The organism is Sphaerospermopsis kisseleviana CS-549 (assembly GCF_028329225.1).
GTDB classification, from domain to species: domain Bacteria; phylum Cyanobacteriota; class Cyanobacteriia; order Cyanobacteriales; family Nostocaceae; genus Sphaerospermopsis; species Sphaerospermopsis kisseleviana.
This window is the reverse complement of sequence record NZ_JAQMTI010000112.1, coordinates 1-21,122: the sequence shown is the minus strand read 5'-3', so window position 1 is coordinate 21,122 and position 21,122 is coordinate 1. Positions and strand designations below refer to the sequence as shown.

At 37.2% G+C, this 21,122-nt stretch carries 17 protein-coding genes and 2 pseudogenes; 6 read left to right on the top strand and 13 right to left on the bottom strand.

Annotated features, from left to right (window positions below; genetic code table 11):
* Positions 1-44 precede the first annotated feature (44 nt).
* On the bottom strand, positions 45-839 hold the full coding sequence (locus PN497_RS10105; RefSeq protein WP_096564896.1) for a M15 family metallopeptidase: 795 nt from the start codon (positions 837-839) through the stop codon (positions 45-47).
* 320 nt (positions 840-1,159) lie between these two features.
* On the opposite strand from PN497_RS10105, the gene PN497_RS10100 reads away from it, so the two are divergent.
* From PN497_RS10100 to PN497_RS10085, 4 genes are all read left to right on the top strand, one after another.
* Positions 1,160-2,077 (top strand): AEC family transporter, encoded by a 918-nt coding sequence (locus PN497_RS10100; protein WP_096564894.1) that lies wholly within the window; start codon positions 1,160-1,162, stop codon positions 2,075-2,077.
* 147 nt (positions 2,078-2,224) lie between these two features.
* Complete coding sequence (locus PN497_RS10095) at positions 2,225-3,895, top strand: AIPR family protein (protein WP_096564892.1); 1,671 nt, start codon at positions 2,225-2,227, stop codon at positions 3,893-3,895.
* 208 nt (positions 3,896-4,103) lie between these two features.
* A complete protein-coding gene (locus PN497_RS10090; RefSeq protein WP_096564891.1) occupies positions 4,104-5,765 on the top strand; it encodes a site-specific DNA-methyltransferase in 1,662 nt (553 codons plus the stop codon).
* A 14-nt stretch (positions 5,766-5,779) separates the two neighbouring features.
* On the top strand, positions 5,780-8,521 hold the full coding sequence (locus PN497_RS10085; RefSeq protein ID WP_096564889.1) for a DEAD/DEAH box helicase: 2,742 nt from the start codon (positions 5,780-5,782) through the stop codon (positions 8,519-8,521).
* A gap of 2 nt (positions 8,522-8,523) precedes the next feature.
* Here the strand turns inward: PN497_RS10085 and PN497_RS10080 are convergent, their stop codons facing one another.
* On the bottom strand, positions 8,524-9,042 hold the full coding sequence (locus PN497_RS10080) for a phosphoribosyltransferase (protein WP_096564887.1): 519 nt from the start codon (positions 9,040-9,042) through the stop codon (positions 8,524-8,526).
* A 73-nt stretch (positions 9,043-9,115) separates the two neighbouring features.
* Here PN497_RS10080 and PN497_RS10075 point away from each other — a divergent pair, with 73 nt between their 5' ends.
* Positions 9,116-10,525, top strand: a complete 1,410-nt coding sequence (locus PN497_RS10075; RefSeq protein WP_096564885.1) for an MFS transporter — start codon at positions 9,116-9,118, stop codon at positions 10,523-10,525.
* 106 nt (positions 10,526-10,631) lie between these two features.
* On the opposite strand, the gene PN497_RS10070 is transcribed toward PN497_RS10075, so the two are convergent.
* Together PN497_RS10070 and PN497_RS10065 are read right to left on the bottom strand one after the other, a co-directional pair.
* Positions 10,632-11,372 carry a class I SAM-dependent methyltransferase gene (locus tag PN497_RS10070; protein ID WP_096564884.1) on the bottom strand — a complete coding sequence of 247 codons (741 nt, stop codon included), beginning with the start codon at positions 11,370-11,372 and terminating at the stop codon, positions 10,632-10,634.
* Between the two features lie 59 nt (positions 11,373-11,431).
* A pseudogene (locus PN497_RS10065) lies at positions 11,432-11,743 on the bottom strand (chromate transporter); the annotation flags it as partial.
* A gap of 2 nt (positions 11,744-11,745) precedes the next feature.
* On the opposite strand from PN497_RS10065, the pseudogene PN497_RS10060 reads away from it, so the two are divergent.
* Positions 11,746-11,901, top strand: a pseudogene (locus tag PN497_RS10060) (IS4 family transposase); the annotation flags it as partial.
* 179 nt (positions 11,902-12,080) lie between these two features.
* Here PN497_RS10060 and PN497_RS10055 read toward each other — a convergent pair.
* From PN497_RS10055 to PN497_RS10020, 9 genes are all read right to left on the bottom strand, one after another.
* On the bottom strand, positions 12,081-14,066 hold the full coding sequence (locus tag PN497_RS10055; RefSeq protein WP_096564882.1) for an FHA domain-containing protein: 1,986 nt from the start codon (positions 14,064-14,066) through the stop codon (positions 12,081-12,083).
* Positions 14,063-14,212, bottom strand: a complete 150-nt coding sequence (locus PN497_RS25765; protein ID WP_334310637.1) for a DUF6760 family protein — start codon at positions 14,210-14,212, stop codon at positions 14,063-14,065. Before PN497_RS25765 ends, PN497_RS10055 begins: the two co-directional genes overlap by 4 nt.
* The gene (locus PN497_RS10050; RefSeq protein ID WP_096564880.1) at positions 14,209-14,592 is read right to left on the bottom strand and encodes a hypothetical protein; all 384 of its coding nucleotides are present in this window, start codon (positions 14,590-14,592) and stop codon (positions 14,209-14,211) included. The genes PN497_RS25765 and PN497_RS10050 overlap by 4 nt, the downstream gene beginning before the upstream one ends.
* Before the next feature lie 267 nt (positions 14,593-14,859).
* Positions 14,860-15,207 (bottom strand): hypothetical protein, encoded by a 348-nt coding sequence (locus tag PN497_RS10045; protein ID WP_096564878.1) that lies wholly within the window; start codon positions 15,205-15,207, stop codon positions 14,860-14,862.
* Between the two features lie 10 nt (positions 15,208-15,217).
* Positions 15,218-15,709, bottom strand: a complete 492-nt coding sequence (locus tag PN497_RS10040; RefSeq protein WP_096564876.1) for a phage tail protein — start codon at positions 15,707-15,709, stop codon at positions 15,218-15,220.
* Between the two features lie 43 nt (positions 15,710-15,752).
* On the bottom strand, positions 15,753-16,208 hold the full coding sequence (locus PN497_RS10035) for a phage tail protein (protein WP_096564874.1): 456 nt from the start codon (positions 16,206-16,208) through the stop codon (positions 15,753-15,755).
* A 57-nt stretch (positions 16,209-16,265) separates the two neighbouring features.
* Positions 16,266-17,927: a phage tail sheath family protein gene (locus PN497_RS10030; protein ID WP_096564872.1), complete on the bottom strand. Its 1,662-nt coding sequence runs from the start codon at positions 17,925-17,927 to the stop codon at positions 16,266-16,268.
* A 170-nt stretch (positions 17,928-18,097) separates the two neighbouring features.
* Entirely contained in the window at positions 18,098-18,943 is an 846-nt protein-coding gene (locus PN497_RS10025) for a Pvc16 family protein (RefSeq protein ID WP_096564870.1), read from the bottom strand.
* Positions 18,944-19,175: 232 nt separating this feature from the next.
* Complete coding sequence (locus tag PN497_RS10020; protein WP_272110030.1) at positions 19,176-20,753, bottom strand: serine/threonine protein kinase; 1,578 nt, start codon at positions 20,751-20,753, stop codon at positions 19,176-19,178.
* Positions 20,754-21,122: the final 369 nt, after the last annotated feature.

Genomic DNA, 21,122 nt, shown 5'->3' with positions numbered 1-21,122 from the left:
TTTTGAATTTTGAATTTTGACTTGATACATATTCTGCCTTCTGCCTACTGTACTGGTTTGACATTTCTGGCTTTGTAGAAAGTTTCTAAACTATGGCGATCGCCTACAAAACGCCAGTGCCAAGGTTCGTAACTCACACCTTGAGAGTTACCTTGAGGAAAGGACAATTCAAAACCAAAACGAGCAGCGTTAGCTTGTAGCCATTGATAAGCTTTGGTATTCTCAAAATTAGTTTGTAAATTTGTTGCTGGTACTGCTCCATCTCCTATATCTACTGCATAGCCTGTATGATGTTCACTATGACCAGGAGGGGCGCTCAATGCTGCTCTTTCCGCAGGAGTTTGATTTCGTTGAGCGCCAATAGTAAAAAATAATTGTTCCTGTTCTTTCACGGAACGAAAACCAGAAATAGGTACTAAAATTACACCTGCGCTACGTGCTGCTTGTGCCATAGCTTGAAATCTTTGGGCGGCTGCTTGTCGCAATCTAATCCGTCCATCGGCTGTAATTGGTAACAATTCTGACTCTGGTGCTTCAGGATAAGCCAAATGTCCCAACACTACATCATTGTTAACTGCTGGAGTTTTGATTGGTGTAGGTGTAGAAACAACAGGTGTTGATTGAGAATCAGCATTATTTTTAGGTGCTGTAATAAAAAATAAAAAACCACTACCTACAGCCATCACCATAAATCCGACTATTCCCCCAATCATTAAAACCAGCGGTTGTACGCGCATCTGAGATTCACTATCAGGAGTATCGCGCAAAGCTGCTGGAATATCATCACCTGGTGATGGTGATGAGTTTTGGGGTTTTCCTGCAAATCCAGCGTTTTTCAAGAGTCCACTCCTGTTTAATAATAAGATTTTGGATTTTAGATTTTAGATTTTGGATTTTAGATTTTAGATTTTATATTTTATATTTTAGATTGGTAAATAAGGTATAACATTTAAACGTAACAATTCAGGAGTCATGAGTCAGGAAGTACAGATGGGAATGTTTGATCAATCAGTAGATTATCAAATGTGAGTTTGGAAGTACCCTGGAAAAAGCTGACTGCTGACTACTGTTAGCTGAATGCTGACATTTAATCACAAAGTCTCACTAAAAAAATCAACGTAATAGGTATTATTTTACATATCTGTTTTTCAGCAAAATCTTGATAAATCTTTTAGAACTATACGTCAAATTGGGAGGATTAGTCCTGGTAGGAGTTATCCTGGGACGCAAATTACCTGCCATATTTCCTACTCATTTGGGTCAATTTTTGTTTTGGGTAGGAGTACCGATCAGCATTGTTGCTTTTTTAAGACAAACCGATCTATCAGGACAGATTTGGATTGCTCCGGCGATCGCCTATTTAGCTATTTTACTAGGAGCATTTTTAGCGTGGTTGGTGATCAAAGGTCAAGCCTATTTGACAAATTCTCACCCCCAACCCTCAACCCAAGGTAGTTTAATTTTAGCTTCAATGGTAGGTAACACTGGTTATCTGGGCTTTCCTATCACTTTAGCAATGGTCGGCAAAGAATACTTCGCCTGGGCTTTATTTTACGATTTATTAGGGACTTTATTCGGTGCTTATGGTTTAGGTGTATTACTAGCAGCCCGTTTTAGCAACACCGCCCAAAATCATCAACAAATGGCTAAAGCCATATTAATCAATCCTGCCCTGTGGAGTTTTGGTTTTGGGTTATTATTTCGCCAAGTTAGTATTCCGCCACTGATAGAATTTAGCTTGAATACATTAGCTTGGGTTGCTTTAGCATTATCCTTGATTTTAATTGGTATGAGATTGGCGCATCTGGGTTCTTTGTACAAACTCAAACCAGCAGCAATTAGTATTTTTATCAAAATGTTATTAGTGCCTTTGGTTTTAGGTAGTAGTTTACGGTTTTTTGGTGTGACTGGAGAAGCAGCACAGGTAGTAGTTTTGCAAATGGCCATGCCTCCGGCTTTTGCTACTGTGGTATTAGCGGAAACCTTTGATTTAGATCGTGATTTGGCTGTGACTACTTTAGCAGTGGGGGTTATGGTATTGTTGGTTACTTTGCCGATTTGGTTGTGGTTGTTTTGAAGGTAGGTATACCATCTGTACCCTATTCTGGGATGATGTCTTTGCCGATTTGGTTGTGGTTGTTTTGAAGGTAGGTATACCATCTGTACCCTATTCTGGGATGATGTATTAAAAACTCCCCTACTAGCGATCGCTCAATGTCGAAAAATGTCTAAGCCGAATAGTAAAGCCCAAAAAACTCAAATTATTGAAGTGCTAAAGCAGGATTATTTTCCTATTATTCCTCAAATTAATAGAAATTGGACAGCAAAACAACATGAAGAAAATCGTTTGAGTCGTTCTTTAGCTGCATTTGCTATAACCAATCTTGCTAATATTACTCCTCCTCAAGCTGCTAACTCAATTATCAATGGCGAAAATGATAATGGTATTGATGCGGTTTATTTTGATCGAACTAATAACCGACTTTGGTTAATACAAGCTAAGGCGGGAAATGCTCCCAACATGGGAGATAATAAAAAATTTTGTGATGGAATTAGGGATCTTGTCCATAAACGGTTTCAAAAATTTAATTCCAGTTTTTCACGCTTACAGCATGATGTTGAAGATGCCTTAGACAGAAATGGAGTGAAAATAGTTGGTTGTAATATATATTTAGATAGTAGTTTGGGAACTCATGTAGTTAATGATCTCAATCAACTGCAAGATGAACTCAATAAATTTGATGCGCGTTTTCAATGGCAAGATTTGAATATAGAAAAGATTTATGGATGGTTGACAACAAAACAAGAAAATGCACCTATTGAAGTTAAATTGACCTTAGAAAACTGGCATTGTTTAGAACAGCCAAGAAAAGCCTTTTATGGATTAGTCAATGCTGCTGAACTGGCAGATTTATACAACCAGCATCATAAATTATTATTTGAGAAAAATATTCGTTATTACCTGGGTACACAAGATGTTAACTTAGCGATTGCTGAAACTGTCAAAGAACAACCATCAGAACTTTTTTATCTAAATAATGGATTAACTATTACTTGTACAAAAGTTATTTTACCACCTGGACATAAACAGGAATCAACTAAATTTACTTTAGAGGGTTTTTCTGTAGTCAATGGAGCGCAAACAGTGGGATCTATCGCATCTGTATTTAATGCCAATGGTGCAATATCTCCCAATGCAAAATTATTAGTTACTATCATTGAAGTAGGCACACAATCAGATACAATAGGTATAGAAATTACCAAAGCGAGAAATACACAAAATACAGTCCGTGATATTTATTTTGCAGCATTAGATCCAAATCAAGAACGGTTGCGGCAAGAATGTATGGTATCAAATATTGTTTATCAATATCGTCCATCAGCAGATAATCAAGATGCTATCACCATTGAACAAGCTGCAATTGCTCTTGCTTGTTTTAGTGGTAATGCTGAAATAATTGTTGCAGCTAAGAAAAATTTAAATCTTTTGTATAAGGATCATTATTCTACACTTTTTAGTAATGAACTTTCAGGAATTACACTTTGTCGTTATGTGCGTATATTTGAATATCTTGATCAGATTTTTGAAGATTCTCGCAAAGCAGAAACAGAAACTCGACGTAAAAATTTCTATCAACATGGTAGATTATTTATATTGAATATTTTATCAAGACGTTATAAACCTTTAATCAATAAACCAGAGCTTAATTTATCTCAAGATGATATGACTGAGCTTTCCAATGTTGGTATAGAACTTGCAGAGTTAATTTATACTCTCGCTGAATCTCAGTTTGCTAGTGATGAAAAAGGCTATCTTGCTATTTTTAGGAGTTTAACCGATGTTCAACAATTAACGAGTAAAGTAATGCAAGAATTAGACTGTAGGTTGGGTTGAGAAAACCCAACACAACACCGGACAATCTCCTCCTAATGTTGGGTTTCACTTCGTTCAACCCAACCTACAAAAGTTTACTCAAATTTAACTATATAAATTTTGATTTAATTGTGAGCAAATTAATGACAAAAATTAACCAATGGGTTATAATTTTAAAATATAAAATCAAATTTTAAAATTTAATTTGCCATAAAAGCAAACCCTAATTATGACTAAAAAACAGAGACTAGAATTAACATGGATAGGTAAAGAAATTCGCCCCAAATTAGAACCGCGAATTTTATTAGAAGATGCTGAAAAATCTTATCATGCTGCTCATCGAGTCAGCGAAAATGATATTTTTGATAATCGCTTAATTTTTGGGGATAACTTGTTAGCTCTCAAAGCTTTAGAACAGGAATTTACAGGAAAAGTTAAATGTGTTTTTATTGATCCTCCCTATAATACAGGTTCAGCTTTTGAACATTATGATGATGGGGTTGAGCATTCTATCTGGCTTTCTTTAATGAGAGATAGGTTAGAAATTATTCGTAATTTGTTATCAGAAGATGGTTCTTTGTGGATTACCATTGATGACAATGAAGCACATTATTTAAAAGTAATGTGTGATGAAATTTTTGGACGTGCAAATTTTGTTGCGAATGTTGTTTGGCAAAAGAAATATGCAGTTGCTAATGATCACAAGACTATTGCACCAATGCACGATCATATACTGGTTTATAGAAAGAGCGAGTCTTGGCAACGCAATCTTTTAAAAAGAACAGAAGAAAAAGATCGCCAATACCGATATACAGATGAAAAAGGAGTTTTTCGTATTGATAATTATACGTGCAATAAAAGCTCTGAAGAAAGACCAAATCTTTATTACCCAATAATTCAACCAAATACTGGGGAAGAAATCTATCCTAAGAAAACTTCCGTTTGGCGTTATTCAAAAGAAACACATGAACAAAATGTTAGAGATAACCTTGTTTATTGGGGAAAAGATGGTTTATCAAGTACACCAGCTTACAAAAGATATAAACATTTGCTAAAAAATCAGGGAACTGTACCGCAAACACTTTGGTTGCACGAATACGCAAGTCATACTGATGCTGCTAGAAAAGAAATTCGCGCTGTATTAGGTAGTTCTTCTCTTGCAGATGACTTTATTACTCCTAAACCAGAAGGATTAATACAGCGAGTTTTAGAAATTGCAACAAATCCAGGTGATTTAGTATTAGATTCCTTTGCAGGTTCAGGAACAACAGGCGCGGTAGCGCACAAAATGGGAAGACGCTGGATCATGATTGAACTAGGAGAACATTGTCATACCCATATCATTCCCCGACTCAAAAAAGTGATTGATGGAGAAGACAAAGGAGGTATTACCGAAACTGTTAACTGGAAAGGTGGCGGCGGTTTTCGTTACTATCGCCTTGCACCATCATTATTAGAAAAAGATAAATGGGGTAACTGGGTTATTAATAAAGAATATAACCCCGCCATGTTAGCCGAAGCACTCTGCAAACTTGAAGGCTTCACTTATGCACCATCAGATACATTTTATTGGCAACATGGTTATTCTACAGAACGAGATTTTATTTATGTCACTACCCAAAATCTCAGCCATGAACAATTATCTAAACTCTCTGATGAAGTAGGACAAGAACGCACCCTACTTATATTATGTAGTGCCTTTCGTGGCAAAGTTGATATATTCCCAAATCTGACAATCAAAAAAATTCCTAAACATATACTTTCCCGTTGTGAATGGGGACATGATGATTACAGTCTTGATATCAAAAATCTGCCTAAAGCACCCCCAGAAATTGAAAAACCATCACCACAGAAACCACAACAACAGCATATACAACAATCACTATTTTAGATGGATAACATACTATGAATAACATCGTTAATAACATTGCTAATCGTCTCAGTCTGCGCCCTCCACAAAGACAATCATTAGAAATTTTAGATCGGGTTTGTGAAATTTTGCCTATCAATGAACAATCTGATCTAGAAACAATTTTAGCAAAAATTAATCAACAATTCCCGACTGTTACTAATTTTGAGCGTGAATTTCCTTCACTGTGTTTTGCACTAGCAACAGGTGTAGGTAAAACACGATTAATGGGTGCTTTTATTAGTTATCTGAATCTAGCATATAATATAAAGAATTTCTTTGTTTTAGCTCCCAACCTGACTATTTATAATAAACTGATTAATGATTTTACACCCAATACACCAAAATATTTATTTACAGGGATTTCTGAATTTGCGATTCAGTCACCAGTAATTATCACAGGTGAAAACTATGAAACCAATGCGAGAACAATTTTAGATCCACAAATTCCCTGCAAAATCAATATTTTTAATATTTCCAAAATCAACTCAGAAGTGCGCGGTGGTAAAAGTCCGAAAATCAAAAGATTATCTGAATATATTGGTGAAAGCTATTTTGATTATCTTTCCCAGTTAAAAGACTTGGTAATTTTAATGGATGAATCCCACCGATATCGAGCATCAGCAGGAATTAGAGCAATTAATGAATTAAAACCATTAATAGGGTTAGAACTCACCGCTACACCTTCTGTAGAAACCAGTAAAAAAACAGTTTATTTTCAAAATATTATCTATGAATATTCTTTAGGAAAAGCCATTAGAGATGGTTTTGTTAAAGATCCTGCGGTTGTGACTCGTAAAGATTTTAATCCTGCCAGTTTATCATCAGCAGCAATTGAAAGAATAAAATTAGAAGATGGAATTTATTTACATGAAAATATTAAAGCTGAATTACAGGCTTATTCTATTCTCACAGGAAAGCCAATTGTTAAACCTTTTATGCTGGTAATTGCCCGTGATACTAACCATGCTTCACAACTGTTAGAATTGATTAAATCTGTTGAATTTGCAGAAGGATTTTATCAGGATAAAGTCATACAAGTTGATTCTAGTAAAACAGGCGCACAAGAAGATGAAATGGTGGAAAGATTGCTAAAAGTAGAATATCCAGATGAACCAACGGAAATAGTTATTCATGTGAATATGTTAAAGGAAGGTTGGGATGTGACTAACCTTTATACAATTGTCCCATTAAGAGCCGCAAATTCGGAAGTTTTGATTAAACAATCTATTGGTAGAGGATTACGTTTACCTTATGGAAAGCGTACAGGTATCACTATTGTAGATCGTTTAAATATTGTTGCCCATGATAAATTTCAAGAAATTGTAGAAGAAGCAAAACGTCCAGAATCAGAAATTAGATTGCAACAAATTATTCTTACACCTGAAGAGTTAGAAGAGAAAAAGAAAACAGTAATTTCACAGTCAAAACTTGCCCAAACTTTAGGAATTACAACAGAACCAAAAAATGAAGATCACTTTGAGGATAATAGAGAACAAAATACAGAAGAAAATACAACTGTTACAGAAACAGAAACCCAAAATATTCAAACTTCTATATTTGCATCTCCCGTAGAACAAAAGATTGCCAATTTGACTTACCAACAAATTCAAAAGTTAGAAAATCAACCGGAAAAAGTACCAACAATATCCTATCTTGCAACACCAAAAGTTCAATCAATGGTGCGGGAAGCTGTAGCTAAAGAATATCGTCCAGAACAATTAGAAATAGCAGGTGTAATTACACCACCAGATATTGCATCTATTGTGGCTAAAACAACTAATTTAGTCATTCAGCAAACTATTGATATTCCCAAAATTTTGATTGTTCCTCAAGGAGAGGTAAAATCAGGATTTAGGTCTTTTGCTTTAGATGTGACAGGTTTAAATTATCCTGTTCCTTCCAAAAAAGAATTATATATTCAATCTTTAGCAACGGATGATTCTACATCTTTAGAAATCAAAACAGACAATTTTCCAGAATCTCGATTAGAAAACTATATTGTGGAAAATCTAGTCAATTTTGATGATATCTGTTATGATGAAAATGCTGATTTGCTTTATGATTTAGCAGGTCAAGTTGTTGAGCATTTTCTCACCTACCTAACAGAAGAAGATACACATAAAGTTTTATATTTTCATCAAGTTGAAATTGCTAATCTTGTTCATAACCAGATGCAACAACATTTCTGGGAAGATAATGTTAATTATGAAGTAAAAATCAGTAAGGGTTTTACAACTTTAAAAGAAAGTGCTTATACCACAAATGCCAAAAATTATTTAGATTATAGAATCTCACCTGCTGATAAAAGCAAGATGTCCAAATATCTGTTTACAGGTTTTGATAAATGCCTTTATCAAGAACAAAAATTTCAATCAGAAGCAGAAAGGGTATTATCTATAATTTTGGAACGAGATGCAATCAAATGGTTTAAACCAGCAAGGGGACAATTTCAGATTTATTACAAATGGGAGGGAGATTATTTAGAATATCAACCTGATTTTGTGGCAGAAACAACAGAAATGATCTATATGCTTGAACCCAAAAACCGAGATGAAATAGACGATCCTCAAGTGGTTGCTAAGAAAAATGTAGCGGTTCAATGGTGTAAATATGCTTCTGATTATATGTTAAAACATAATGGTAAACCTTGGGTTTATGTGTTGATACCCCATGATGCGATCGCCCAAAATATGACACTGAAAGGTTTAGGCGATCGCTTTACGATTAAGTCATAGTATCAACAAAGCTGACTTACTTTTTCCGCCAACTCCTCCGGGGTTATATGTTCATAGATTTCAAAAGGTTGATGAATCCAAGGATTATCCGGTAAATAATCAGCGTAGTAATCCGGAACAATTACAGAACAATCTTTATACCAAATTACCGCAGTACGGATTTCTTCAATCGCAACCTGGCTATATTCTTTTAACCAAGGAATAGTTTCTTTTAGAGTGATACCCGAATCTACTAAATCATCTACCAAAAGAATCCGCGAACCCAAATGCTCAGTAGTCATGGTTAAATGAGGGGAAACTATCAAACCGCCCCTTTCCTGTTTACCCGCACCGTTGTAAGATGATGTAGATAAAATTGCTAACGGTAGATCATAGATTCGGGAGAGAATATCTCCTACTCGTAATCCTCCTCTAGCAAGACAGACTATTTGGTTAAATTGCCAACCTGATTGATAAATCTTAACTGCTAATTGTTCAATTTTATGGTGATAATCTGACCAGGAAACGTAAAGGTCTGACATAGGACTTAGGGAAGTAGTTTTTAGTTAGCACTGCAAGCAAATCCCAACTATCTTAATATGAGTGTAAGTAATTATGAACAATGAAAAATTAGATTTGAATACTAAACTGGCTTATGGTGCTGGAGATTTAGGTCCGGCGATTACTTCTAATATTGCCATCTTTTATTTACTGTTGTTTTTTACTAATGTAGCTGGTATTCCCCCTGGTTTGGCGGGCAGCATTTTGATGATTGGTAAAATTTGGGATGCTGTCAATGATCCTGTTGTGGGGGTATTAACAGATAAGACTAAATCTCGGCGTTGGGGTCGTCGTTTACCTTGGATGTTTTATGGTGCAATTCCTTTTGGTTTATTCTTTTTCTTACAATGGATTGTACCACAATTTACTGCCAATCAAAGTAGTAATATTTGGCCTTTGTTTTGGTATTACGTAGCAATTGGGATTATGTCTCAGGCTTTTTTTACGATTGTTAATTTGCCATATACAGCAATGACACCGGAATTAAGTCAAGATTATGATGAAAGAACGAGTTTAAATAGTTTTCGGTTTACGTTTTCTATTGGTGGCAGTATTTTATCATTGATTTTCGCGCAAATTGTATTTGCTGTAATTCGTGAACCACAACAACAATATTTAGTGTTAGCAGCAATATGTACTGTGATTTCGGTGTTATCCTTATATTGGTGCGTCTATGGAACAAGAAAGCGGATTCTTGCTTTTGAATCTAAACGTATTCAATTAGAACAACCAGCAGAAATTCCTTTTATAGAACAAATCAATATTGCTTTCAGTAATAAACCTTTTTTATTCGTTATCGCCATTTATCTTTTTTCTTGGTTAGGTGTACAAATCACCGCTACAGTCATTCCCTATTTTGTCATCTACTGTATGAAACTCAAAGATTCTCAAGTTCCTACAGTATTAATTGCTGTTCAAGGAACTGCTTTATTAATGTTATTTGTTTGGAGTTATTTAAGTAAAAGATTTGGTAAAAAAATCGTTTATTTTTTGGGTATGACTTTATGGATCATTGCTGCTGCGGGATTATTTTTTCTGCAAGCAAATCAAATAGGTTTAATGTATTTTATGGCTGTTATGGCTGGTTGTGGAGTTTCCACAGCTTATTTAATTCCTTGGTCTATGATTCCCGATGTTATAGAATTAGATGAACTGCAAACCGGACAAAGAAGGGAAGGAGTATTTTATGGTTTTATGGTGTTATTACAGAAGTTTGGTTTAGCATTTGGTTTATTTATAGTTGGTAATGCTTTACAAGCTTCTGGATTTCGGGAAACTATAGCCGGACAAAGTACACCAATACAACCAGATTCCGCATTGTCTGCTATTAGAATTATAGTCGGTCCAGTACCAACAATCTGTTTAATTTTGGGTTTGATTTTGACTTTTTTCTATCCTATTACCCGTGAAATGCACGCAGAAATTATGTTTAAGTTGCAAGAGAGGAGAGAGAATAATTCTTAGGTTTTCTCTCCCAATTTCTGTTTGATGTGTGGATATAAATTGAAACTGACAATTTTTGTCCTTCTTCTTGAAGTTTTTGATCCTTTGACTCCTGAATGAAAAAAGTTTACTCTTTAAAACACTCAATCCCAATTAAAGGGATACACTCTAAAAAATCCTGCCAAAATTCTTGCCCAAATTCTGCTATACCTTCAGGAGAAACTAATGGTTTTTGCCAACGAACATTTTTAAAACCAACATCTGCAAATACTTTTTGATGTGTATCTTTGCTGAGGTAATAATTATCAAAACTAAATTCCTGACCATCTACAAAAAATGTATACTTGATTGCTGTTCCTGGTTGCAGAGGTTGGGAAATAGTTTTAATAAATCCATATTTCTCAGTTTTAAGATAAGAACTTGGAGGTTGTTCACTATTATTGTTTAATGTCACAAAACGCCCTCCTATTTTGAGATTATTAAAGATGGTTTGTGACATTTTTAATAATTGTGTTTTAGTTTGGGCATAATTCAGTAAATAAGAAGCAACAACTAGATCAAAATCTCCAATTTTTCCTAGTTCTAGCACATCAGCAACAATATATTGAATATCAAGTTTTTGTTTGCTTTCTTGTTTTCTTGCTAGTTCTACCATTTTTTCAGAAATATCAACCCCAACCACCAGAGAAGCACCTTTTTCTTTAAACTGTCTACTATACCATCCTTCTCCACAAGCTAAGTCGAGAATTGATTTTCCTGTTAAATCACCAAGCATATTAAAATATGTATATGTTTCAATATGTAGGCGAATCGGCAACTCTTTAGATTTTTTATATTCTTGGGCTATGCTGTCGTAATACTGTGCCATTTTTCAATCACTGAAAACTATATTTATAGTTAAATTACTAAAGCAAATTTATCCATCTGTTATTGGATATATCCTAAAATTTGAACACCCCAACCAATTAAACCACCACCTAAAACCAACCATGTAGCATTAATTTGATAACGAATAGCTAAAACCGCAGAAATTAAGAAAATAATTAATCCTAAAAAATCCACATAAGGCACTTTTCCAAAAGTTAAAGTTGTTATTCCTAATTGTAAGGTGGTCACCACCATCAAAGCCACAGCACTAAGATTAACCGCATCTAAAAAAGCCCTTGTCCAAGATGAAGTACGTAATTTAGGAATGAGAGGATTTAAAATAGCAACAAATAAAAATGAAGGAAGAAAAATGTCTTTACGTTGAGTGTTGGTTGGCTTATGCCTTGGATAATAGTTTAACAAGTATGCGGGATTTATTTAAAAGATTAAACAATACAGGGATTGATGTAAGAATTTCGACATTTTTCAAAGCTAACACACATAGAAGTAAAGAGATATTCCAAAATATGGCTCTTGTGTCTGTTTTATGGAGGTTAAGGATTGATTATCACAAAATCCTTACGGGGCAATGATTATAAACTATAATGCCCATATTTTGAATGAAATGCCCGCACAATAAGGATTTTAATGATTTTGAACTGGGTTCTCCATAAAAAGTACCGAAGAACCGTTTTTTGTAACTATTGATCTATGAATCTGTAATGTTTTTCAGATAATACACGATCACCTCTGCTGTTTTTAAATTAGTTGCTACCAACACCTGATTCATATTACATATTTTCAACAAAGTTTCTTCATTAGTTGGACTAGGTGCAGGTGTGAGAAAATCTCTGAGGAAAATCATAGCTAAAATACCTCCAGAACCTAGCAGGACATTAATTTTTTGATATCCCCCAGCAGTGGGAGAAGGAATTTCTTCACTCACAGTCAGACCAACTTCTTGCTTTAAAACTTCACTCACAGAAGGCCAGCTAATGGTCAAGCTTTGAGAGAAAAACTCTTTATTTTTAGCAACCAACTCAGCTAATTCATATTTCTTGCTTTCGTGAGCAATGAGGACTATATTTTTTTGAATGCTCATCTGACTATCTTCTCTCTGCGTATTTGCTTCTATATCGTCAACAGCTTGTAATTCTTCAGATTCAGTAACTGTTGCTAATTTTTCACCAACAACTACTAAATTCTCACCAACTTCAGTTGTGGAAATAGATGTTTCTGTTTCTAAGTTTTCTGCTGTTTCTAAGTTTTCGGCTGTACAAACCACCTCTGTTACTGATATTTTTTCACTGATTTCTGCTGTAGAAATAGATGTTTCTGTTTCTGGTGTTTCTAAGTTGTCTGTGGTAGAAAAAACCTCTAGTTCGGTCACTTCTCGATTAACTTCTTGTAAGGTTGTACTACTCACCTCAATATCTTCATCACTATCTTCACTACCAATTATTTCCGTAACTTCTGCTTGAGGAAGAATATTATTATGTGGTGCAAATATCACATCAATCTGGGATTCCTTCAACGTCTCTGATACAGTTTCAGTTGCCTCTACATCAACATCACTTACCACTTCTGGCACATCATTATCTGTAGTCGCTGCTGGTTGAACTTCACTCTCAGTTACTAAATTTTCTCCTTCAATACCATCATCTGTATCTGAATCTCCAACTTCAATATTACTTTCAGTTGGCGCTGGTCGAATGTTAATATCTCGCGGTTGTACAATTGTTAATTCCTGTAACATTGGCGTACTTAAATCAACATCTTCATCACTCTCAGATGTCGTCACATCAGGTACTGTTTCCGATGCTGAAGCAGCAATATCTTCTACCTCTACTGTTTCTACAACGGTTTCTACGATGCTTCTTGCTTCTGCTATTGGTGTACTTAAATCAATATCTTCATCACTTTCATTTGCCGTCACATCAGTTACTGTTTCCGATGCTGGAGTAACAACATCCTGTGGTTGGATAAAGGGTCTTGCTTCTGCTATTGGTGTACTTAAATCAATATCTTCATCATCTTCATCACTCTCAGATGTCGTCACATCAGGTACTGTTTCCGATGCTGGAGTAACAATATCCTGTGGTTGGATAAAAGTTTTTTCTTCTACTATTAGACTTTCAGGTAATATTTGACTTTCAGGTGTAGTTATTACCTCTTGCTCTTGTGCAGCAGCAACATCATCAACTTCAGGTGTTGTCTTCTCTTCCTGAATTGGACTAATCACTTCTTCAGTCAAGTTGCTAACTACTTCTGGTGCTGGCTCATTAATGTTAGCAACATTAACTTCTGGTGATATTGGTCTGGAAAACAGCGCCGGGTCTATAACCCTAAACACGGTTTCTGGTAATTGTTCCGCCGCAGGTGTCATATCTTCCATCTTCAGAAAATAATCTCCGATCTGGATAGAATCACCGTGCTTTAAAATATATGGCTGATTTTTTACAGCTAATTGATTATTAACTATAGAACCATTCCTACTGCCAGTGTCGCAATAATAATACTTTCCACCTTGAACAAAGAATTTACCGTGTATACGACTGACATCAGGACTTTCTAAGGGTAAGTCACAATCAGGAGAACGACCAATGATAAACTCTCCTTTTGGTGTAGTTGCTACTACTAAGTCGAGTTCATTTACTTCATTTTCTGTGGTTAAATAGGCTATTTTGACTTTCATATTAATTTTTGGTTAATTTTATTAATTTCTGTCACCCACCGCTGACGGCAATTGTGTTCTAAATTTAGAATATCATCTTGTGACCAGTGAAAGTGATAAGCAATAAAAGCTACCTCCTCATACAAAGTGTCAGAGGGGTAGCTTATGACTCCCCCGCTAATGTTAACTCTACCAAAAATTGAGTATTACAATGTGGACACTGAGTAGGGATATGGGTATTACCTTGCTGATTAATTCGATTGTAAAATTCTCTGAGATAGGCAATGTCATGTAAGAGCAGTCCTTCCAATAAATCAGGGCTAACAGAGTTTAAACTTCCCAGTCTTGTAATCACACGGGATAACATCACCAAAACGTTATAATCTGGATTTTCTTGGACTTTGCGCTCTTTCTGCACCAAAATTTCATCTTTGGCAGTGGCTAAACGCATGATTCCATGACGATGCACACGGTTTTGGCTATCCATTAACCCCCGTGGAAGAGTAAAGTCAAATTCAGTATAGAGGGTGTCTTGTTTACGGGGCATAATTATTGATGTTTTTTACTGATGGCTGAGTAAATTTAATTACTTAGAGTTTGCTAAAAAAGTCTTGTCGTGGAGACAGGGAACAGGGAACTCTTAACAGGGAACAGTTTCAAGAGTTGGATAGGAGTGATTTTTCCTTTGAATCAAATTTAAATGCAAGGTTTTTAAGTTCTCACAGCCTAAAGGCTTGCACTTTTTCAATTTCAAATTCCCTGAAATCCTTTACCTGTAAGGTTTTCGTATTTATTCAGCAAACCCTACTTAGATTTAAGTATGCAGCAGTGGTTCTGGTGAAGTTCCTTTCTCCCGTGATAAGGAAGTTTCACCGTTCAAACCATTGATATGCCGATAAAAGTCTTGCAGGTAATTTAAATCTTGGGCAAAAAAGTTTTCTACCATAGCAGGACTAACGTCAGATACAGCACCCAATTTAGTAATCACACGAGATAAGATAATAATTGTGGCATATGCTGGGTTAGCTTTGACACGAGGGTCACGTAAAGGTGCTATCTCATCTATAGCCGTTGATAATCGCATTATACCCTTACGGTGCAGATTGCCTTCCGAGTCTAGATACCCTTTAGGCAGTGTAAATTCAAACTCTGTTGCAAACATATTCTGCCTATTATTTTACGCGCTTAAATTCTTCATAGGCAACTTCAATTTCTTCAATTTCTATTTCACCACTGCGGGCATTAACATCAGCTATTTTATAACTAGCAGGCCAAGCACCAGCTAATTCAAATCTTGCTTGTTCTTTGCCAGATTGGTCATAGATAGTCAAAGAAGCATTTTTACGTTGATCAGCCCATTTGCCTTCTTGAACGGCTTCAAACCACTTCCAGATAGCTAGAGAATTGGTCATTCCTCTTTTGAGAGTGATATTCCCACTTTTGACATTACCAGGAATTTTGGTTCTGACAACTTGACCTTTATCTGATGCACCCCATTTATTGGGGGTAACTTCAGCAATTTCAACGGCATCTTGAGTTCTTTTAAAGCCTTGACACTCTAAAAAGAAACCATCAACATTATCTTGTTGACCATCTAATGTTAGACCTAAGTAGAACCGATGGGCTGTCAGAATTTCTGGAACTTGACCTGCTGTTTGTGACACTTTTGATTGTTGCTAAATTTATTATTTGACCATTATTTGATCATTATTTGACCCGTTTAACGCCTTCGTGAACTAACTCAATAGTTTCATTGGCCATATCTCCACCAGATGCAGTTAAGGTGGGACCCGTGTATTTACAGGGATAACAGTTAACTATGTTCCAACGAGCTTTTTCACTGCCTTGCTGATCATAGGCAACTACTGAGCCAGTTTTCCGGTTTTGCGCCCACTGTCTGGGATCTCCCATATCTTCGTTACATTTCTGATACCATTGATACAGGTCTATATCATCAGTGGCAATTACCTTCAATGTAATATTAGTAAATTTTACTACTGTTGGTGTTGCCTGCCGCATGATCTTACCAGACTTAGATGAGCCGTGGATATCTTGCGCTGGTGTACTTTCAACACCTAGTCCACTAATTTCTTTGATGAATTTATCAGTAATTCCGTCAGCCTCGAAGTAAAACTTGCAAGCCGTTAAAAATTCCCCTGGCATAATGATTTAACCTCCTGTGCAATAAGTGATATAAAAACCTTCAAGATGGATTTTCTGCTACTCTTCATCTGCGATTCCATTCCACTGACTGACGCGGAAAATGACAAATTCAGCAGGTCTGACAGGACAAACACCGACCTCAATATATAGACGACCTAATATTCTGGTTTCTGGTGGGTTAAGTTCCTCATCACACTTGACATAAAATGCTTGTTGTGGTGAAGCTCCAAATAAAGCACCTTCACGCCAAATCCGTTCTAAGAAGTTACTCACAGTACGTCTAACACGCGCCCACAAATCTTCATCGTTGGGTTCAAAGACTACCCACTGAGTACCTAATTCAATGGATTTTTCGATATAACTAATCAAGCGTCGTACACTGATATAACGCCATTCGGTTTTATCTGGCTCAACCAAGGTTCTCGCACCCCAGACGCGGATACCACGATTGGGGAAGGTGCGAATACAGTTAATACCCAAGGGGTTTAATAATTCCTGTTCGCGGAAGTTGGTCTCATAACCTAAACCAATTACACCTCTAGGTACTTCGTTAGCGGGGGCTTTATAAACTCCTCTGGTTTCATCAGTCCGCGCCCAAACTCCCATGATATGTCCACAGGGAGGTACAAGAATCGGATTACCGCGATCGCGTGGGTTGGCAACTTTGATCCAAGGATAATAAAGTGCAGCAAACATGGAACGACGGTTAAATCTATTCAACCATTCCACTACCTGTTGCGGTTTGACTGCTTCTGAAGGCGGATCAATCAAAACCATGCGGTTGGGTGGGTTAGGAATATCACCACTGGCTGAACCTTCGCACATACTAATCATCAATTCCATGATACCGTGGACTTGATCCAAATTTAGCACTTGCGCTTGATATGCCCGCATTAAATCAGGACAGGCCAACATGGTGATTTCATCTATTTCAAAAATCCCCCTTACTCCTGTACGATCATCACGTATACCTTCTAAATCGCTGGAAAATCTATCGACGGGAACAGCTACAATCGGTGGTGCTAGTTCATATTGTCCATTGGCCGGACGGCGCGATAAAGGCTGTCCAGCTTGAGATACATCTTGCACCTGAATATACATAGAATTTCTTAAAGCCGCCACTGCATAGGTGGCTACCTGAGCTGCGGCCTCCCGGTTCATGGTTAAGTTCTCGTATTGTTCCAGAACTTCATCACCCCGGCGAATCTGCACAGAAAAATACTCGCCAGTATTGGGTGGGGCTTCCCCTTCTGTACCTTCTGGTAAAGGACGAGGACCACCATCGGTAATTAAAATATTGACTGCTCCGCTGGCTGCTTGTTCAGGGCGCAAAGCAAAGCGGAGTGTTGGCCGATTACCTCTACCAGTAATTGTGAGAATGGCTGGTTCTGGGCTTGAGGGTTTAGGTGCGCCTGGTAACTGAGTACCAATGCTTGTTACCCAGCAACGACCACCACCATTCATAAAGTAGCCATAAACAGCAAAAGGTAAGTAGGCGTTAAAATCAGTGAAACCATCAGAATTAGGACGAGCAAAATAGTTAAGATATTGCGTCCAATTAGTAATTAACATGGGCTTAAATAATTCAGCCCCATCACGCACATCTTCTGTAAACCCGACAAAACCAGCGATCGCCGTACTCACACCTTCAATTGGTCTGCTGCCACGGTCAATTTCTTCAATATAGACACCCGGAGCAAAGTAATCAAGTCTGGCCATAAAAGCATCTCCTAATCGGTAAACACCCAAATTTATCGAAACAATCGGGTCTAAAACCGGACTTCGTCTCGCTACGCTAACGCCTTTGAAGGCAAAAGTTTTTGGAGTGGGGTATAAATCCCCTTAACAAAAACCGCCTCCTGCCTTCTGCCTCCTGCCTCCTGCCTTCGTTATTCAGGAGTTAGTAAGATTTCTTTGAAGGTATAATTTTGGCTATCGACCAAGACATTAACATTCTGTGGTAAATAGCCAGGACAATTGACTGTCAAAACATAATTACCTATACGTAAATCTTCAAAAAAGAAAATTCCTTCTTGATTTGTTAATACAGATTTTTCAGTTTTGACTACAGCAACTTTGGCATCCACCAAAGGCTGATTAGCTACCGCACTTTTCACCATGCCAGCGATCGCTACCCGTTTAGTAGCAACTGAGCCGTTACCATTGCCATTGCCATAAAATTGGTTTTGTAAATTGAAAATTCTTTCCGAAACCAATGGTACAGGCATCGACTGTGGCTCCCAGGGTACTGTCACCGTCACATACAAACCAGCACGCAAGGGTACATTGAGTGCGCTCCATAACGAGCCAATCTCAATCGGTGGATCAAGAGCAACTGTCATGGACAAATTGCCATAACCCCGCAATTCTGGAACTAAAAAATCCTCTTGCAGAGGGCGATGACGCAACAGTACATTCAAAGCTTCACTTAATAAGTGATGCTCACCTAAAGCAGTTCTATCCCAAGCTGTTAATAATATAGAGACATCAAACCAAATAGGCGACCAATTGATCATGGCAGGTTGCAGAGCGTTTGTTAGTTTGCGTTCCACTTGTCTGCCGGAATGCTGTATTTGTTTACTCTCGCGTAAGTCGTAAACATACAAGTTGAGAGTCGGACTTGCACCCTCTTCCCGACGATGGCTAGGATGACTAAAGTCAATTTGCTCGGTACTGGTAAGTGATGTTCCTCCAGCTAGAATTTCTGCTAATGTTTGTACAACAAAGATAAGCATGAAAGTGTTTGGCTGGTAGCTAATCCAGATGCCTCTAGAATATCTGGATGAGTCTTGGAAAGGTAATTAGACTTTTGTCGATAATTTTTTGATGAGTTCCACGGATCACATCTGTTGAGGCTGGTAATGGGTAACGGGTAATGGGTAATTGGGAAAAATAAACTCTTGTCTCTTGCCTTCTTAGTGTTCCCTGACTCCTGACTCCTATTCCTAACTAGTAACTTATGTTATATTAATTACTTTGAGTTGAGCTAGGTTCACCAGGTAAATCTTGAGAACCAGAATTTGAGAACAAGAAAAATATCAGTATTCCTGTCAAACAAGCTAATACAATTCCTAATCCAATCCAAATATTTCGCCCAAAACTGTGGGAACTTCTGGGGCTAACTAACTGTTCTGGCTTTGGTTGAAAGATTGTGTTATCTGGTATATTGTTACGACTTGGAGAAACTACAGGTCGTGGCTGATACAAGGTATTATCTAAGTTGCTGGCTTGTTCATTGTTGATTGGCCTATTTGCTGGATTTTGATGATTCTTTGGTTCTGATGACGGTTGGGGTTGGAACATACCTCCTTCTGGTGGTTGTGGTTGATTTGGTTGTAGGGGACGGGGTACTGTTTCGTTATTGTTGTTTGCATAGGGTGAAGGACGATGTTGGAACATACTCCCTTCTGGTGGTTGTGGTTGATTTGGTTGTAGGGGACGGGGTACTGTTTCGTTATTTGACTGTTGATTTGGCAATTGTGGGATCAGTAGAATAGTCTCATCTTCAGATTCGCTTGTATCAAATGTTTGCAAGGGTTTAGAGACAGTTTCCTGATGAAAATCAGGTTGAGGCTGAACAATAGTTTCATTTATGGTACTAGCGGTACCAAGGGTGGGTTTAATAACCTCTTGCAACGCCTGATTTAGTTCACCTACTGATGCAAAGCGATTATTCGGATCTTTTTGCAGACATTTAATGACTGCAGTTTCCATTTCGGCAGATATGTTTTCACATCCAAGTTGTTCACGCAACGGTTTTGGTAGTTCATAAGTATGAGCAACAACCCAGGAAGCTTCACTGATATTATTACCTTTAATGCTGAAACCAAAGGGATCTGCTGCACTTAACATTTCATACAAGATAATGCCCAAACTGTAAATATCAGCCCTGGCATCTAAATTTTGCTTGTTTTGAATCTGCTCAGGTGCAGCATAACGAAATGTGCCGATAAAAGTAGTAGTTAAATTGCTCTGTTCAGAAGAATCATTACGGATTTTAGCTACACCAAAATCTAATATCTTCACCCACTCTCCCAAATCTGTAGGGATGAGAAAGATATTATCTGGTTTCAGGTCACGATGGATCACCTGAATATGTTCATTGATACCATCTTTTTGTAAAGTTACTCCTTGATGTGCCATCTGTAAAGCCTGACACACTTGAGAAATAATACTCACGGTTCTTTCTACAGATAATCGCTTTTCATGCAGTAGCAATTGTCGTAATGTTTGTCCGCGCAAATACTCCATCACATAAAAAGGATATCCTTCTGGTGTTACCCCGCAATCACTAATCTTAACAATGTGGTCACTTTGTAAAGCTGCACACACCGCCACTTCCCGCTCAAAACGCTTTCTCATCTCTTGGGATGCTACCAGCGTATCTTTGAGTAACTTCAATACTATCTGTTGACCTACACGGGTATCTGTAGCCAATAATACCTCTCCCATACCACCGACAGCTAGAGGTTTATCGATCCGGTATCGCTGGTTATCACCTATAAAGCGCCCATTCCAATAATTTGAAGAAGATGGGGAATTCATCTGATGGCAGCCATCCTAAATTTAATTTCAGGTTTTAACTTTCTGCAAAAACAATAATTATTATTAACCCAAGTTGATAGTTAGGAATAGGATTCAGGATAACAATCAATTTCGATAGTATCATCTAGGATTTTTCTTCCTATATCTGCTGAAAGTTCCCATTTTTTAGCCTTTAAAGGCATAACTAGCAACTTACATTATTACAATTTTACAAACATACTGTCTGACTTGACACTCTGCGGTCTAAAGACACGCAGATTCTTTAAGACTTGCTCAAAAGGGATAGTCAATTATCCCCCTACGCGCTCAAAACAACTACCAGTACGACAGGTATTGCAATTGCGTTTACTTTTATGTTTCTTTGCTTTC